Origin of the sequence: Ferdinandcohnia salidurans (genome assembly GCF_042680725.1) — a bacterium.
Classification (GTDB): Bacteria; Bacillota; Bacilli; order Bacillales; family Bacillaceae_L; genus Ferdinandcohnia; species Ferdinandcohnia salidurans.
This window is the reverse complement of record NZ_JBHUEK010000007.1, coordinates 365905-383114: the sequence shown is the minus strand read 5'-3', so window position 1 is coordinate 383114 and position 17210 is coordinate 365905. Positions and strand designations below refer to the sequence as shown.

At 36.3% G+C, this 17210-nt stretch carries 12 protein-coding genes and 1 pseudogene; all 13 read right to left on the bottom strand.

Annotated elements, in window-relative coordinates; all coding sequences use genetic code 11:
* Nucleotides 1-152: 152 nt before the first annotated feature.
* The 13 genes and pseudogenes from mutL to ACFSFW_RS04765 all read right to left on the bottom strand — a co-directional run bounded on the left by mutL (nt 153) and on the right by ACFSFW_RS04765 (nt 17192).
* Nucleotides 153-2045 carry a DNA mismatch repair endonuclease MutL gene (mutL, locus tag ACFSFW_RS04825; protein WP_388035619.1) on the bottom strand — a complete coding sequence of 631 codons (1893 nt, stop codon included), beginning with the start codon at nt 2043-2045 and terminating at the stop codon, nt 153-155.
* Between the two features lie 49 nt (nt 2046-2094).
* Nucleotides 2095-4692 (bottom strand): DNA mismatch repair protein MutS, encoded by a 2598-nt coding sequence (mutS, locus tag ACFSFW_RS04820; RefSeq protein WP_388035616.1) that lies wholly within the window; start codon nt 4690-4692, stop codon nt 2095-2097.
* A gap of 121 nt (nt 4693-4813) precedes the next feature.
* Entirely contained in the window at nt 4814-5356 is a 543-nt protein-coding gene (locus ACFSFW_RS04815) for an outer spore coat protein CotE (RefSeq protein WP_304215476.1), read from the bottom strand.
* Nucleotides 5357-5701: 345 nt separating this feature from the next.
* Nucleotides 5702-6133, bottom strand: coding sequence for a regulatory iron-sulfur-containing complex subunit RicA (gene ricA / locus ACFSFW_RS04810; RefSeq protein WP_099362946.1), 432 nt, complete (start codon nt 6131-6133; stop codon nt 5702-5704).
* A 1-nt stretch (nt 6134) separates the two neighbouring features.
* The gene (miaB, locus tag ACFSFW_RS04805; protein WP_304215479.1) at nt 6135-7664 is read right to left on the bottom strand and encodes a tRNA (N6-isopentenyl adenosine(37)-C2)-methylthiotransferase MiaB; all 1530 of its coding nucleotides are present in this window, start codon (nt 7662-7664) and stop codon (nt 6135-6137) included.
* A 302-nt stretch (nt 7665-7966) separates the two neighbouring features.
* Nucleotides 7967-8833: a 2-oxoacid:ferredoxin oxidoreductase subunit beta gene (locus ACFSFW_RS04800; RefSeq protein WP_388035612.1), complete on the bottom strand. Its 867-nt coding sequence runs from the start codon at nt 8831-8833 to the stop codon at nt 7967-7969.
* Nucleotide 8834: 1 nt separating this feature from the next.
* Nucleotides 8835-10571 (bottom strand): 2-oxoacid:acceptor oxidoreductase subunit alpha, encoded by a 1737-nt coding sequence (locus ACFSFW_RS04795; RefSeq protein ID WP_304215484.1) that lies wholly within the window; start codon nt 10569-10571, stop codon nt 8835-8837.
* A gap of 324 nt (nt 10572-10895) precedes the next feature.
* Nucleotides 10896-11819, bottom strand: a complete 924-nt coding sequence (locus ACFSFW_RS04790; RefSeq protein ID WP_388035609.1) for a dipeptidase — start codon at nt 11817-11819, stop codon at nt 10896-10898.
* A 108-nt stretch (nt 11820-11927) separates the two neighbouring features.
* Nucleotides 11928-12188, bottom strand: coding sequence for a stage V sporulation protein SpoVS (gene spoVS, locus ACFSFW_RS04785; protein ID WP_029281188.1), 261 nt, complete (start codon nt 12186-12188; stop codon nt 11928-11930).
* 323 nt (nt 12189-12511) lie between these two features.
* Nucleotides 12512-13306 carry a 2',3'-cyclic-nucleotide 2'-phosphodiesterase gene (gene ymdB, locus ACFSFW_RS04780; protein ID WP_304215490.1) on the bottom strand — a complete coding sequence of 265 codons (795 nt, stop codon included), beginning with the start codon at nt 13304-13306 and terminating at the stop codon, nt 12512-12514.
* A 131-nt stretch (nt 13307-13437) separates the two neighbouring features.
* A complete protein-coding gene (gene rny / locus ACFSFW_RS04775) occupies nt 13438-15000 on the bottom strand; it encodes a ribonuclease Y (RefSeq protein WP_304215493.1) in 1563 nt (520 codons plus the stop codon).
* 408 nt (nt 15001-15408) lie between these two features.
* Nucleotides 15409-15843, bottom strand: a pseudogene (locus tag ACFSFW_RS04770) (recombinase RecA family protein); the annotation flags it as partial.
* 257 nt (nt 15844-16100) lie between these two features.
* Nucleotides 16101-17192, bottom strand: coding sequence for a PDDEXK family nuclease (locus ACFSFW_RS04765; protein ID WP_388035605.1), 1092 nt, complete (start codon nt 17190-17192; stop codon nt 16101-16103).
* Between the last annotated feature and the right edge of the window lie 18 nt (nt 17193-17210).

Genomic DNA, 17210 nt, shown 5'->3' with positions numbered 1-17210 from the left:
TAGATAATAAGACGAATACTAAATTATTATAACCAAATTGACTTAGAAAATAACAATTTTCTTGAACCTTATTAATAGTTTTCTACTACTTTTGTCTTATAAAGCGAAAACTCGCCTATTTAGCGAGTTTTCCGCCATCTTATATAGTATATTTACATGACTCGTTTGAACATTTTTTCCATTTCATAGGTCGAATGGTGTATGATGATTGGTCGACCGTGCGGGCATGTAAAAGGATCACTAGTTTTACGGAGCGTTTCAAGTAATGCAAATATTTCATCGTTGCGTAAATGATGGTTCGCTTTTATAGAAGCTTTACAACTCATCATAATCGCTGCTGCTTCTCTCAATTTCTTAATATCTATTTTCTTATCATTAAGTACTTGTTCGATAATTTCCTCAATGACTTCCTTTTCATCACCTTTTGGAAACCATTGTGGGTGTGAGCGTACAATGTAACTGTTATGGCCGAATGGTTCTAGGAAGATTCCAACCTGTTCTAAATCTTGCTTATGCGCATTTATGTTGATACATTCGTCCGTTGAATATTCCAATGTAATCGGAAGAAGAAGTTCCTGAAGATCAGAAATATTTTCTCCAACCCTTTCTTTAAAATATTCATATTTAATTCGCTCCTGAGCAGCATGCTGATCAATAATATATAAACCTTTCTCATTTTGAGCAAGAATGTATGTTCCATGCATTTGACCGATTGGATACATAACTGGTACTCGTTCAGCTACGTTTACGTTGATTTCAGTACTTTCAAAATCCGTCTCTTCATTCTCATCCAAGGCAACAGTAGTAGTGTAGTCATTTTCTTCAATCACCAGTTTTTCCGTATCATATGATTTTTCTTCATAAATAGATGGAATTACCTGAGTAGGTGTTTCAATTTTAGGTTCTTCTTTCCTCGAATGTTGAATTGTCTCTACAAATTTAGGGACAAACGTTTGCTGTTCTCGTGGCTCTGGTTTTATCGAATGCTGAAATACAAATTGTTGCTGCTCCGATTTTTGAACTTCCTTCTTCTTCGGATTTATAGCATCCGGAATTAGTTGTTTATGTTTAAAAACATCCTTAATTCCTTGATCAATTAATTGATTAAGTTCTTGTTCTTTACTTATTCTAACCTCTAGTTTTGCTGGATGGACATTCACATCAACTAATAATGGGTCCATCTTGATATCGAGCAATACAATAGGAAATCTTCCAATCGGTAATAGGGTATGGTAGCCTTGCTGAATAGCTTTAACTAGTGGATAATTTCTTATATATCTACCATTAATAATGGTTGAGATATAGTTTCTCGATGCCCTTGTAACCTCGGGCATAGATATAAAGCCTTCTACATTAAAGTCTAATGATTGCAAATGAATAGGCACCATCTGCTTTGCAATTCCTGGACCATAGATTGCAGCAAGTACTTGTCTAACATCTCCATTACCACTTGTATATAAAAGACGTTTTCCATTATGCAATAACCGAAAGGAAACTTCTGGGTGAGCAAGAGCAATCCGGTTCACAGCATCCGTAATATTGCCAAGCTCTGTATGAACGGTTTTTAAATATTTTAAGCGAGCTGGAGTATTAAAGAAGAGATTAGAAACCGTGATGTCAGTTCCTTTACGACTATTTGTTGCCTTCTTCTCTACAAACTGACCACCTTTTATGAGAATATGAGTACCTGAATTGTCTCCTGTACTGGTCTTCATTTCAAGTTCAGAAACAGAGGCAATACTAGGTAGTGCCTCACCTCTAAACCCTAATGTCCGAATCCGAAACAAGTCATTTTCGTCCTTTATTTTACTTGTTGCATGACGATGAAAGGCATTTACACAGTCTTCACTATCCATGCCATCACCATTGTCAATAATTCGAATTTTGGAAAGGCCCGCTTCTTCTATTTCAATTTCAATAACAGTACTGTTTGCGTCAATGGCATTCTCAACTAATTCCTTCACAACTGAGGCTGGCCTTTCCACTACTTCCCCTGCTGCTATTTTATTTGAAAGAAGGTCATCTAGTTGGACGATTTTCCCCATGCCTTCACCTCATTTTCTATAAGGTTATTCAAAATTCATGAACCTTTTTTTAGCCTTTAAGTTGTTTTTGAATTTCATATAACTTATTGATGGCCTCTAATGGTGTAAGTCCTAAAATATCCATATCTTTGATGGATTTCAAGACATCCTTTTCCTTAGTAGACACATGCTTTTCTTCTTTTTGGTAGGACGACTTCGTTTCCCCAAAAAATGAAAGCTGTAGATTGTCTGTAAGGTCCATCGATTCTTCCTTTGTAACAGCTATTTCTTTTTCACCTTGCTCAAGATGATTTAATATTTCTTTTGCTCGTTCAATTAAGTTCTCAGGAAGCTCAGCAAGTTTTGCTACATGAATCCCATAACTTTTATCTGCTGCACCTTCTTTAATTTTATGAAGGAAGACTACATTATCATTTTCCTCTATCGCACTTACATGAACATTTACTAAATTTTCTAACCCCGCTTCTAAATCGGTTAGCTCATGATAATGCGTAGAGAACAATGTGTGTGCTCCGATATTTTGGTGAATATATTCAATAATAGCTTGTGCAAGCGCCATTCCATCATAAGTAGATGTCCCACGTCCAATTTCATCAAATAATAATAAGCTTCTCGATGTTGCATTGACAATGGCATTTTTTGCTTCAAGCATTTCTACCATAAAAGTACTTTGTCCAGAAATTAAGTCATCTGCGGCTCCGATACGAGTAAATACTTGATCATATATCGGTAAAACAGCCTCACTTGCTGGAACAAAACAACCAATTTGTGCCAGGATAGAGGTAAGTGCAATCTGTCTCATATACGTACTCTTACCAGACATATTTGGTCCCGTGATAAGAAGCAACGACCGTCCCTGCTCCATCACACAATCATTTGGAACATACTCCTGTGCCTGCATCACTTTTTCAACAACCGGATGACGGCCATCTTTAATATAGAGCTTGTCCTCAGAAAAATGAGGCATACAATAATGGCGTTCTTCACTAATCGTTGCAAAGCATTGCAGCACATCAAGCTCACTAATAACCTTAGCTAAAGTTTGAAGTCTTGGGATATAGCTCTTAACTTGTTCGCGAATATCAAGAAAAAGATCATATTCTAATTGGACAATCTTTTCCTCTGCTTCAAGAATTAATGTTTCTTTTTCTTTAAGCTCAGGAGTGATAAAACGTTCCGCATTCGTTAGAGTTTGTTTTCTTTCATACAGACCCTCGGGTAAGTGCTGTAAATTGGACTTTGTCACTTCGATATAATATCCAAAGACACGGTTATATCCAATCTTTAAAGACTTTATTCCCGTTTTCTCTCGTTCCTGTTTTTCTAAGGATGCAATCCATGTTTTACCATTTCGACTTGCATCACGATATTGGTCAAGAGTGGCATTGTAGCCATCTTTAATAATATCTCCTTCTTTGATAGACATCGGAGCTGATTCCTTAATGGAACGTTTAAGAAGGTCAGTTAATGATTCACAACGGTCCATTTGCTTACTGAGGTTGTCCGCATATGGATGCTGTAACTGTGTTACAAGTTGATAAATTCCTGGAACCTGCTCAAGTGACTTTTTGAGTTGTAAAAGGTCTCTTGCATTTACATTTCCGTAAGCTACACGTCCAGCCAGTCGTTCAAGGTCATATACTTCCTTCAATAGTGCCCTTAATTCTAATCTTTCAAAATAGTGATCAATAAAGGTTTGAACCATGTTAAGCCGGGCTTCTATTTCATTTTTAATTAATAACGGTCTGTCAATCCAGTGTTTTAACAGACGCCCACCCATTGCTGTAACTGTTTGGTCTAGAAGCCAAAGTAATGAACCCTTTTTCCCTTTACTACGAATCGTTTCAGTAAGCTCAAGATTACGTTTTGAATATAAATCAATTTTCATGAATTGATTCGTATAAAAAATACGTACCTGTTGAAGGTGATCTAGTGAGCGCTTTTGCGTTTTTATTAAATAATTTAATAATCTTCCAAAGGTAAGGATCAATTTCTCGTCCTCAAGCCCCTCAGTAAGCTGTTGTAAATGTTCAACAACTGTGCAATTATCTTCATACGAAATCGTTACCTGGCACCGTTCTATCATTGCTTTTTTATATTTATCGTCAAACTCAGTTGAAACAACAACCTCTTTTACACCATTCGCATAAATTTCTCCGATAACCTCTTCAAACTGGGTAGACAATAACGAGACCCGGTTTTCACCTGTTGTTAAGTCAGTTAATGCAAATCCAAAAGAATCGTCTGAAAAGCTTGAAACAGTTGCTAGAAAATTATTTTCTTTATCTAGTAGGTTTTTACCATCCATCACAGTTCCAGGTGTAATTAATTGAATGACTTCGCGTTTTACGACACCTTTTGCTTGTTTCGGATCCTCTGTTTGCTCACAAATCGCAACTTTATATCCTTGATTCACTAATTGTTCTATATATCCAGCAGCTGAGTGATAAGGAACCCCGCACATCGGGATTTTTTCATCGGCACCACCATCTCTAGCCGTTAGAGTTATTTCTAAAATTTGTGATGCGTTAATGGCATCATCAAAAAACATTTCGTAAAAATCACCTAGTCTAAAAAATAAAAAGGCATCCTGATAATCTGCCTTAATCGTTAAATATTGCTTTATCATCGGCGTATACTCTGCCATTTAAAAATCCCCCAACACTTTCATTCTTCCAATATTATAACATAACTTAAAAAAGGAAAGGGCAGGACTTGTCTTCCATTAAATGAAAAAAAACTAGGAAGTCATGCCTCCTAGTTTCCAATTATTCTTCTAAATCGCCAACTAAGAAGTCAGGATTTAAATCCTCGAATTCTTCGTCGTCTACATCCCAATCCTTATCATCATGATAGCATCCATCTGGATTCACATGTACGCAAACCTTTGTTTCTCCAATAATCTCTGCAAGTAATTCTCTTTCAACCTCAACGAGAATTTTGTTACCGTTTGGAGATATCGTACACTCTAAGCAGTTTGGCTGTTGTAACACATCAACAATCACGTCACAGTCATCACCTAAGAAGTTCTCATCTCTATACTTAAGTTTGATGTAGTCTGTGTATGAAAGTGTTTCAGTCACAACCTCAGTTTTTGTATTGTTACCATAGGAATACCACACGTTGACATCAAATTTACCATGCACGACTACTTTGTTACCTTCCTTCTCAGCGTCATAACAGTGGTTAATGATCCAACATCCCAAAATGCTTGATGGGTGGTGAGGTGGTGAAATGGTATAAGTAGACTGTGAAAATTTACGTCCTTTACCTACAACAGCTTTAGTGATAATCTCTCTGTATTCAGACATTCGAACAAACCCTCCTCAATCAATCTTCAATTCATCCTATGCGGGACATTTGACTAGTGTGCTAAAGACTGATTTCTTTTTAAAAACTTTTTGCAAGTCCTTCGATGCTTTTCTTATGAGTACACCGAAAAAAGTTGAATAAACAAATCAAAGTAAGTACTAAAAAAATGCATTGTCGTTCTCTTTATACTTCAACTTACGATTACCGTATAGTTCATTGTATGCGGGTTCGCCCATTTATGTACCTTTTTTTCAAAGCCGTACAAGCAAAAAATAAAACCTGATGAAAGACATGCTCTTCAAATAAAAAAAGACAAAAGCTTATCGCTTTTGTCTTTTGCTTATTTAGTGGCAGCCGCAGCCGCTATTGTTATTCACTTTTGAACCAGTTTCTCCCGCTAACAAATCTCCACCAGTAGATGTAATAATCTCATTTGTTACATTATTAGAAATGGTATGCGCCACAAGCTGTAAAAGATCATTCACTTCAATCTGTGAATTCTTAAATTCTTCTACAACCGGAATGCTGTCTAGTTCTGCTTGAAGATTATCAATCTTTTCTTCAACTTGCTTTAAAGCTTCAGATTTTCCAAAATGCTGAAAATTGACTGCTTGTTTTTGTAAGCTTTTAATGGTTTCAATAATTTCTTGAACCTTTTTGTTCTGGTTTATTTGTGCTTCTGCACGCTTGAAAAAGTCAACTTCTTGTGTTTCTGCAATCATTTTTGCTAGTTCAGTTGCGCGTTCAACGATTTGTTCTTTTGTAAATTGTGCCATTTTAGTTCACCTCTACCGCTTCTTCGATCATTTCTCCATCTAGTGTCCAGGTCTTCGCTTGGATAATTTTCACTTTTACAATCTTCCCAATTGCAGACTTTGGACCTCTGAAGTTAACCAATTTATTTTTACTTGTGTATCCAGCAAGTACTTCTGGATTGTTTTTGCTTTCACCTTCAACAAGAACTTCTACAGTTTGACCTTTGTATGCAAGATTTTTCTTTGCAGATATCTCATTAACAAGTGCGTTTAAACGTTGAAGTCTTTCCTTTTTAACTTCCATTGGAATATTATCTTCCATTTTGGCAGCTGGAGTTCCTTCACGTGGTGAATAGATGAAGGTATAAGCTGAATCAAATTCTACTTCTCTATATAAGGAAAGTGTATCTTCAAATTGCTCATCCGTTTCATTTGGGAAACCAACAATAATATCAGTTGTAAATGAAGCATTCGGAATTTGTTCTTTCATTTTGCGAACTAGCTCTAAATATGATTCTCTTGTGTATTTACGTGACATTAATTTTAATACTTGTGAGCTTCCAGATTGTACTGGAAGATGAATGTGCTCCATAAGATTTCCACCTTTAGCGAGCACTGAAATTAAATGATCATCGAAATCACGTGGGTGACTTGTTGTAAAACGAATACGCGGGATGTCAATCTTACGTAATTCGTCCATTAAATCTCCTAAACCATACTTAATATCTTCAAAATCTTTACCATACGCATTTACGTTTTGGCCAAGTAAGGTAATCTCTTGATAGCCTTGTCTTGCTAAGTGACGTACCTCTTCAATAATATCTTCTGGGCGACGGCTACGTTCCTTACCACGAGTATATGGAACGATACAGTACGTACAGAATTTGTCACATCCATACATAATGTTTACCCAACCCTTGATATTTCCTTTACGTACTTTTGGAAGGTTTTCAATGATGTCCCCTTCCTTAGACCAAACCTCAACAACCATCTCTTTACTGAACATTGCTTCTTTAACAATATAAGGGAGGCGATGAATATTATGAGTACCGAAAATCATGTCAACGAATTGATGTTTCTCAAGGATTTTATTCACAACTGATTCCTCTTGGGACATACATCCACAAACACCAATTAAAAGATTAGGATTTTCAAGTTTTAAAGGTTTTAAATGACCGATTTCACCAAACACTTTGTTTTCAGCGTTTTCACGGATCGCACATGTATTTAGTAAAATGATGTCGGCATCCTTCGTATTTTCGGTTGGCTCATAGCCCATTTCCATAAAAATGCCAGCCATTATTTCCGTATCATGTTCATTCATTTGACAACCATACGTACGGATTAAAAAGCGTTTTCCTTTTCCTGCATTCTTCATATCCTCAGGAATCGAAAATTCTTTTAAGTAATTGACTTGTTCTTTACCACGTTTCTTCGCATCTTTTAATGAAGGTGGTTGATAAACGGATTGAAAATACTTGCTGTAATCCTTTTCGGATTTTTTGTCCGCAGGTTTTACTTGAGTACTTTCAAGACGTTGTTTTTCGTTCATGTTGTATCTCCTTTCTTTATCGAAAAACTACATTTTCAAAAAATAAAATTCCATTTTACTAGTATAAGGTTTAACAAGTATTAATACAATAAAACCGTATAAATGTAGAAAAATGTACAATTTTAGCAGTTTTAAGTGATTTATTCTACTAACAGACATACATGCCTATTTTATCATTCAACAATTAACGAGTAAAGATATAAAGAACTATGAAAGACTAGTGTATTCATAAGCCCGATTTTGACTGAAACTATATTAAAAACCCTACTAAGAGAATAATTCTTAGTAGGGTTTGGTTTGTATTACATGAATTCTGCAACTAGTTTATTAAACTTTTCTTCATCTAAATTCAAGTCTGCATGTACAAGCGGCGCTTCACCATATCCATGAACAAGTTCTTGATACGAAGGTTTTTCTGTATTTTGATAGATGAGCCCAGTAACAAGACTGTTATGCTTCATCAACGTTTGCATAGCTACTGATCGGTCTGAAGGATCATATCCCTCAAGATCACCTAATTTTGTTAGGTTTTCTTTAAACCAGTCATATGTATTGACTTTATTATAAGTTACACATGGGCTAAATACATTAATTAAAGAAAAACCTTTGTGCTTGATTCCAGCCTCAATTAGTGCTGTTAAATCTTTAAGGTCAGTTGAGAAGCTTTGTGCAACAAAAGTAGCACCAGCTGTTAATGCCATTTCCATAACAGAAAGTGCAGACTCAATGGAGCCTTTTGGAGTACTCTTTGTTTTAAAGCCCATTTCACTTCTTGGAGAAGTTTGACCTTTTGTTAGACCATAGATTTGGTTATCCATAACAATGTATGTGATGTCAATATTACGACGAATGGCATGGATTGTATGGCTCATCCCAATTGCATATCCGTCACCGTCACCACCAGAAGCTATAACAGTTAAATCACGGTTTGCCATTTTTACACCTTGAGCAATTGGTAAAGAACGTCCATGAATCCCGTGTAATCCATAAGCATTGATATATCCAGAAATACGTCCAGAACATCCAATCCCTGAAACCACTGCTAGCTGTTCAGGCTCAAGTCCAACATTAGCAGAAGCACGTTGAATCGCTGCTTGAACGGAGAAGTCTCCACAACCTGGACACCAGTTAGGTTTTACATTATTTCGAAAGTCTTTAAATGTTGCCATATTAGAACAACTCCTTACATTTTGTGTGAACTTCATGAGGTAGGAATGGATTACCGTCATACTTTAAGAAGTTAGTAATCTTGTCCGCATGTCCTACATTCATCTTCATAATGTTTGCGAGCTGACCAGTAGCATTATTTTCAACCACTAATACTTTCTTAGCTGATTGAATTAACGGTAACATTTCTTCAGTTGGGAAAGGATGGATTAAACGAACTTGAGCATGATTCACTTTAATACCATCATTTTCAAGACGAGTCATTGCTTCTTCAATCGCACCACGAGTAGAGTTAAAACCTACAACTAATAGGTCCGCCTCTTCATGTTTAACGTTTTTATGAACAGGTGTATTGAAACGGATGTTTTTAGTCTTTTTAAGTCGTTTTTCCATTTGATCCTTACGGTTGCTTGCAGCCTCAGATGGCTTGCCTTGTTCGTTATGTTCAACACCAGTTACATGGTGAATTCCATTCTTTACACCAGGTACTACACGCGGAGAAATACCACTCTCTGTAACTTCATAGCGTTTGAAGTATTCTTTATTCTCTAATTCTGGTAATTCGTCATCAAGAAGTAGATTGCCACGTCTGATTTCAATTTTTGAATAATCAAGTGGTTCAACAGTTTGCTTTCCTAATGAAAGCTGTAAATCTGTTAGGAAAATAACCGGACATTGATATTCTTCTGCTAGGTTAAATGCTTCGATAATGTCATAGAATGCTTCCTGAACAGTACTTGGAGCCATAACAATCTTAGGTATTTCACCATGTGTTCCATAAATCATTGCCATTAAGTCTGATTGCTCTTGCTTCGTTGGAAGACCAGTACTTGGACCTCCACGTTGTGTATCAATAATAACAAGCGGAGTTTCAGTAATACCTGATAATCCGATTGATTCCATCATTAACGATAATCCTGGTCCAGCAGAAGCAGTAAATGCACGAACACCCGCGTAGTTAGAACCAATTGCCATTGTACATGCAGCAATTTCATCTTCTGTTTGGATAACTGTTCCACCAAATTCAGGTAACTTACTAATTAAGTATTCCATGATTTCAGAGGCTGGTGTAATTGGATATGCAGGCATAAATCTTGCTCCACCCGCTAGAGCACCAAGAGCGATAGCATCATTTCCAATCATGAACATACGTTGCTTGCCGTCTGCTTTTTCTAATTTCATTATTACATCTTCACTAAGTAGATCATTTAGAAATTCTGCACCGGCTTTGATTGCTTCCATGTTCTTCTCAACAACTTGCTGTCCCTTACGTCCAAAGATTTCATCAACCACATTTAGGTACACATTTAAATCAAGATCTAATAATGAGCTAGTAGCTCCAATTGCGACCATATTTTTCATTAGGGACGTGCCAAGTTCAGTTGCAATTTCAGTAAAAGGAACAGAATACAGATGAACATTAGTATTTTCAGGAATGGTTGGGCCGAATTTAGCATCTGCCAATACTACCCCACCATCGCGTAACTCATGAAAATTAAAATCAATTGTTTCTTGATCAAAAGCTACTAAAATATCAAGATCATCAGATATTGCACGAACTTGAGTTGTACTTACACGTATTTTGTTGTTTGTATGTCCACCTTTAATACGTGATGAAAAGTGGCGATAACCGTATAAATAGTAACCTAAACGATTCAGAGCGATGGAAAAGATTTCCCCTGTACTTTCAATTCCTTCCCCTTGTTGTCCGCCAACTTTCCACGAAAGTTGATTGATCATGACTTACACCCCTTTGGAATACGTTATATATAAGATTTTTATTCATTTTTAAGCATAGCACTTTCCAACTGAGTTGTATTGAAGGTAATATGTAAATTCTATTGAATGAAAATGGACCATTTCTTACGACGAATCCGGAAAAAAATACCAAATTCGAAGTGTAAAATGCTATCCAAATTTATACTGTTGGATATGTACTAAACGCTTTCAATTCTAGACCTATCAACGAAAAAAAGCAACCCTTAGCAAACAAATTATGGTGAAAAATGCATATTTTTTTATTTTTCAATTAATTTTATATTAAACCGATATAAAATGATTAATTTATGCTGGTAAATTCGCCACAAAATTTTGATACAAAAATTTCTTCACTTGGATTTCAGAGTAATATTTCAGTAATTTGTTTACAAGTCCTTCATACCCTGAAAAGTTTTCAAGTCCAATAGTTGTATCTGTTATTCCATCAAAATCAGACCCAAATCCAACATGATTTTCTCCGCCAAATGAACAAATATAATCAAGATGCTTGATTACATCGTCGATAGTTGCTGTTTCTCGATTGCTTAAAAATTGGGGGACAAACGTAATTCCAATCATGCCGTTCTTTTTAATTAATGCTTGAATTTGCTCATCTAGCAAATTACGGCGGTGATTGCAAATTGCCATAGCATTTGAATGAGATGCAATCGGGTAATCTGCCACTTCCATGACATCCCAAAATCCTTTTAACGATAGATGTGATACATCTGTCCATATCGACGCCTTATTGTGTTCTTTTACAACTTCTATACCAAAACTTGATAACCCTGCTCCACGCGGTTCACCCACGCCATCTGCGACAAAATTGGCATAATTCCATGTTAATCCAACAGAGGATACTCCTAGCCTCAATAATGTTTGTAATTTTACAATACTTTGATCAATTGCATCGCAGCCTTCCAACGTTAAAAAAGCACCTATTTCTTCCTCTTTTAAACCTAAAATATCTTCTTTTGTCCTTACCACCTTTAATAACGGAGAAGACGCAACTACTTTATTATAAAAAATTTCTACCATTTCTAATGCCACTTCAAATCGACTTTCTGGTTTTATTTGTTCCGGGATATAGATCGCGAAACTTTGCACCTTGCTGCCAGAAGCTTTTAATCGATCATAGTTAATATGTAATTTTGATGAATTTGCAAAATCAATAGTAGGGTCCATCCACATTTTATATAAAACATCAGAATGGGCATCGAATATTTTCACACAAATCAGCTCCTTTACCTTTATTTTACACAAAAATACCTGTCTGTCACATTCGACAAACAGGCCACTTATCCACTACTTAACCCCTTTATATAAAAGTACATAGTATTATCGTGGTTCAATGATTAATTTTATAGCGGTTCTTTCTTCACCATCAATTAGAATATCAGTAAACGCTGGAATACAAATTAGGTCCACTCCACTCGGGGCTACAAATCCTCTAGCTATCGCTACTGCTTTCACTGCCTGATTCAATGCACCAGCACCAATCGCTTGGATTTCTGCAGCTCCTCTCTCACGTAAAACACCCGCAAGTGCCCCTGCTACAGAGTTAGGATTAGATTTTGCTGAAACTTTTAATATTTCCATTTCTACTTTCCTCCTTGTTCTTTACAATGTTCCATGAGTGACAGGTAGAACCATACAAATGAATCACCACCGCTAAATTTGCGATTTAGTTTTATATATTCTCTTAAATGTTAAAATAATCGCAAACCCTTCCAGAGGCTATCTTTATTCAACCAGGGATTACCCGAGTCTGAATTGAATAACGAATAATGATCCCATAACTACTATATTCACTAGAAACTACCAGTATTCCTGCTTGTTTCTAATCTTTTTCTAAAAATTCAAAAACTTAGTAAAAACAAGAAAAAACCAAGGTATCTCAATGATACCTTGGTCAGAAATTACTAATCAAAGAATGGATGATCATCATTAATAAGAATTCGTTGAATGCCTTTTGCAGTCCCACTTTTATGGTCTACATCAATAAGTACTCCATTTAATTGAGTTCTTCCTTCAACAACCTCAAAACGAACAGGTAATGCCGTTTTAAATTTATGAATCACTGCTTCTTTATCCATCCCTAGTATTCCATCATACGGGCCTGTCATTCCAACATCTGTTATAAATGCAGTACCTTTTGGCAATACACGGTTATCAGCGGTTTGAACATGTGTGTGTGTGCCAACAACTGCTGTTACCCGTCCATCAAGGTACCAGCCCATAGCGATTTTTTCACTTGTAGCTTCCGCATGAAAGTCTACAAAAATAATGGAAGTTCTCTTATGTGCTTCCTCAATCAACTCATCGCACTTTTTAAATGGATCATCAATAGCAGGAAGAAATGTGCGTCCTTGCAAATTAATAATCGCAACTTCCTGTCCATTTGCCTTACTATACATGATCCCCTGACCAGGTGTTCCTTCAGGGAAGTTCGCAGGTCGTATCATGTTTTTAGCTGTATCAATAAACTCAAAAATATCTTTATTGTCCCATGTATGATTCCCTAATGTAATGGCTTGGGCACCATTCTCTAAAAATTGATTATATATTTTCTTTGTTATTCCCCTACCAGACGCTGCATTTTCTCCATTAATAATCGTTAGTGCTGGATGGAATTTTGCCTTAAGTTTCGGGAGATATTCGCGAATCATATCTCTTCCTGGTGAGCCAACGACATCACCAATAAATAAAATCTTCATGTAAAAGCCCCTTTCACTATAAAGTGAAGCACAAAAACAAAAAAATCTCAACGTCCCAGTTGATATTTATGAAAAAATTCAACAAGTACATGTGAAATAAAACAAAAAAAGTGGTCAAAAATCGACCACTTTTATTTTGCGTATTCAACTGCTCTTGTTTCACGAATTACAGTAACCTTGATATGACCCGGATAATCCAACTCTTCTTCGATTCGTTTACGGATGTCACGAGCTAATCGATGTGCATTTAAGTCATCGATTGCATCAGGTTTTACGATAATTCTAACTTCACGTCCTGCTTGAATTGCAAAGGATTTTTCAACGCCTTCATACGACTCTGAAATTTCCTCAAGCTTTTCTAAACGGCGGATATAGTTTTCAAGTGTCTCACTTCGTGCACCTGGTCTTGCTGCAGATAACGCATCGGCTGCTGCAACCAATACAGCTATAATTGATGTTGGTTCTGTATCACCATGGTGGGAAGCAATACTATTAATTACAACTGGATGCTCTTTATATTTCGTGGCGAGTTCTACACCGATTTCAACGTGACTACCTTCCACTTCATGGTCAATCGCTTTACCAATATCATGTAGTAGTCCAGCACGTCGAGCCAATGTTTCATCTTCACCTAACTCTGCAGCCATTAAACCTGCTAAGAACGATACTTCCATTGAGTGTTTTAAGACATTTTGGCCATAGCTTGTACGATACTTCAAGCGACCTAAAATCTTAATTAAATCCGGATGGAGTCCATGAACACCAACCTCAAAGGTTGTTTGTTCACCCACTTCACGAATATATTCGTCTACCTCACGTCTTGATTTGTCTACCATTTCTTCAATACGCGCAGGGTGAATACGTCCGTCTTGAACAAGTTTTTCAAGTGCGATTCTCGCTGTTTCACGTCGAATTGGATCAAAGCCAGATAAAATAACTGCCTCTGGTGTATCATCGATGATAAGGTCAATACCCGTTAGTGTTTCAAGTGTACGGATATTTCGTCCTTCTCTTCCAATAATACGTCCCTTCATCTCATCATTAGGCAAGTTAACTACAGATACTGTAGTTTCTGCGACATGATCAGCGGCACATCTTTGAATTGCAAGAGAAAGTACTTCTTTTGCTTTCTTATCAGATTCTTCCTTTGCACGATTTTCTGCTTCTTTAACCATCATAGCTATATCATGGGAAAGCTCGTTTTCAATACGTTCAAGGATGATTTGCTTTGCTTCTTCACGTGTTAAGCTAGAGATACGCTCAAGTTCGGCTTGTTGCTTGTGTACCATCTCTTCCACTTTGCTTTCCATCTCTTCAATATGCTGTTGTCTTTGAGCGAGAGAATCCTCTTTCTTTTCTAGCATGGATTCACGTTTATCTAATGTTTCATCCTTACGATCAAGGTTCTCTTCTTTCTGCAATAAACGATTTTCTTGTTTTTGTAGTTCGTTTCTTCGATCACGGATTTCCTTTTCTGCCTCTGTACGAAGTTTGTGAATTTCATCCTTTGCCTCTAACAGTGCTTCCTTCTTTAATGAATCTGCTTCTCTATTCGCATCTTCAATAATTTGTTCGGCAACACTTTTTGCACCAGCAATTTTAGTTTCGGCAATAGACTTACGAACATAAAAGCCAACAATCGCACCGACGATCAGGCCAACCAAAGCGGAGATGATTATAGAAATGGGATCCATCTTCTTCACCTCCTCTTGCTATAAACTTTTTCTTGCTAGATCAAAATGTCGGCATGTACATTTTACAATATACAGCACAAAGCCTTTTTAAGCTAATCAGATTCTTAGGTTACGACCGAAAGCAGCTTAGACTACTCCGGGTCTGAATAGCAAAAGCTCAAACCGAGTTTTGCTTCTAACGTTTTAATTCTAACAAAATGTAAAATATACATTTTAATTGTAAATCTGTGAATTTTTATTGTCAAGGCCTGTCAGAAATAGTATTACATGAAAATGGAAATTTTATTAAGTAACCATGTGATTATAAAGGGTTTTTGAAGGAAATGTGGTTTTTCAATCGTGTTGAAAAAAGTAAGTTAATGGGGAAAATAAAGAAGAGACACATTAACTGTGCCTCGACTTTGGTGATTAGTCTTGTAAATCAAACTCTTCCTGTTCCTCATCAGCTGGTGCTACTTTAACACCGTCAAGTCCATAATGATTTCTAATTTGCTGAAGGATTTCATTACGAACATCAGGGTTTTCTTTTAAGAATTGTTTTGCATTTTCGCGCCCCTGACCAACTCTTTCTTCATTATAAGAATACCAAGAGCCGCTCTTTTGGACGATATCAAGTTCCGATCCGATATCAATGATTTCGCCCTCGATTGAAATTCCTTCTCCGTACATAATGTCTACTTCAGCTGTTTTAAATGGTGGTGCTACTTTATTCTTAACAACCTTCACTTTTGTTCTATTACCAACAAGTTCATTACCTTGTTTTAATTGTTCCGCACGACGAACTTCTAGTCTTACAGAAGAATAGAATTTAAGCGCACGTCCGCCTGGGGTTGTTTCTGGGTTCAGAGTGTTATCGTAAGGCTTTTTATCCTCACTTCTACAAGTTTCCTTGTAGCTCAGCATATCTTTTCACCCACACATTAGTGCTCGGGTGGAGCGGCCTCATGGATCCATTATAGTCTGTAAATACAGGATCAGGATCTATGCGTTGCCCCTGACTAGCCTATTACGGATAGCCTTCGGTTCGGGTTGCCATGACATTATTAAAAATGCTTTAGGTTTCCCCGCTTAATTCCGCTCTAATACTCCAATAAATTACTCTATTGGACGGCAAACTGCTTAATTATTTTTATAACTTGATCATAATTATTATTTATATCTAGTTCCCAAATATATAGTACCGTATAACCTAACTCGTTAAAACAAGCACGTTTCATCCGATCTTGCTTAATTTTTCTGCGCTGGGTTTCATTTTTTGGCTCTTTATAAACTTTAGGATTACAGTGCCAATAATCACCATGAACTTCAATTATTTTATTGTTCCGCAACTGAAAATCAGCTACAAAACCTCTAATATTTACTTGGGACTCATAGGGAATCTTTAGATTACTAAGTATACTCTCAACTTCACGCTCAATATATGTTGAAGTATCTCTACTAAGGTTTAATTCATTAGCCTTTGTATGAATAGCTTTAAAAGTTCGACCAAGTTGGTCCATCATTTCTATGATTGAACCACTTTTATAATTTTCCTTCAGAAAATCTATATCTTGTCTCGACCAATCTTTTTTTCGTTCATACTTCTTTAAACCAATATAAGATTTCTTTTTAATTATTGAGCTTACAGGCCTACCTAGAAATTCAGATATTTCCTTTTGAGTCATATTCAGGTGATTTTCTATTAAAAAATTGGTTTCTTCTTCTGTCCATGGTCTATATGAGTTTATATGGAATTTGTCACTTGAAGTTGATTCCTGAAGACCATAATACTTTGCCATTCTATACATGTTCCCCATTGATATCCCCAAACTTTGGCAAATTTCTAATGGAGGAATTTTTTTGTAATTGGCCTTTAAAAATTCAATATCCTCACTGGACCATTTCCTTTTATTTTTTTTTATAGTTTCAACAGGCTTTTTTAAATTTAACTTCGAAGCTTTTCTCTCTATTGAACCAATAGTTCTATCTAAAAAATGTGCTATTTCATTATTAGACAGAGTTTCATACATTTCCTCTAAAAAACTGATATCTGTTTCAGACCATGTTTTTGTTTTTCTTAATCCTAATTTATTTGCCTTACCTTCAACAGCGCGTGTTGTTCTTCCTAGTTTTTCGGATATTTGGGATAAATCCAATTTAGTATAATTTTCTAGTAGATAATCTATCTCTAGTTTTGACCAAGTTTTTACCATAACATCACCTACATAATA

What these genes read in the sequence shown, in the direction of transcription:
- mutL (WP_388035619.1), bottom strand. Translation starts at nt 2,045, where the DNA reads ATGGGGAAAATCGTCCAACTAGATGACCTTCTTTCAAATAAAATAGCA.
- mutS (WP_388035616.1), bottom strand. Translation starts at nt 4,692, where the DNA reads ATGGCAGAGTATACGCCGATGATAAAGCAATATTTAACGATTAAGGCA.
- ACFSFW_RS04815 (WP_304215476.1), bottom strand. Translation starts at nt 5,356, where the DNA reads ATGTCTGAATACAGAGAGATTATCACTAAAGCTGTTGTAGGTAAAGGA.
- ricA (WP_099362946.1), bottom strand. Translation starts at nt 6,133, where the DNA reads ATGGCACAATTTACAAAAGAACAAATCGTTGAACGCGCAACTGAACTA.
- miaB (WP_304215479.1), bottom strand. Translation starts at nt 7,664, where the DNA reads ATGAACGAAAAACAACGTCTTGAAAGTACTCAAGTAAAACCTGCGGAC.
- ACFSFW_RS04800 (WP_388035612.1), bottom strand. Translation starts at nt 8,833, where the DNA reads ATGGCAACATTTAAAGACTTTCGAAATAATGTAAAACCTAACTGGTGT.
- ACFSFW_RS04795 (WP_304215484.1), bottom strand. Translation starts at nt 10,571, where the DNA reads ATGATCAATCAACTTTCGTGGAAAGTTGGCGGACAACAAGGGGAAGGA.
- spoVS (WP_029281188.1), bottom strand. Translation starts at nt 12,188, where the DNA reads ATGGAAATATTAAAAGTTTCAGCAAAATCTAATCCTAACTCTGTAGCA.
- ymdB (WP_304215490.1), bottom strand. Translation starts at nt 13,306, where the DNA reads ATGAAGATTTTATTTATTGGTGATGTCGTTGGCTCACCAGGAAGAGAT.
- rny (WP_304215493.1), bottom strand. Translation starts at nt 15,000, where the DNA reads ATGGATCCCATTTCTATAATCATCTCCGCTTTGGTTGGCCTGATCGTC.
- ACFSFW_RS04765 (WP_388035605.1), bottom strand. Translation starts at nt 17,192, where the DNA reads ATGGTAAAAACTTGGTCAAAACTAGAGATAGATTATCTACTAGAAAAT.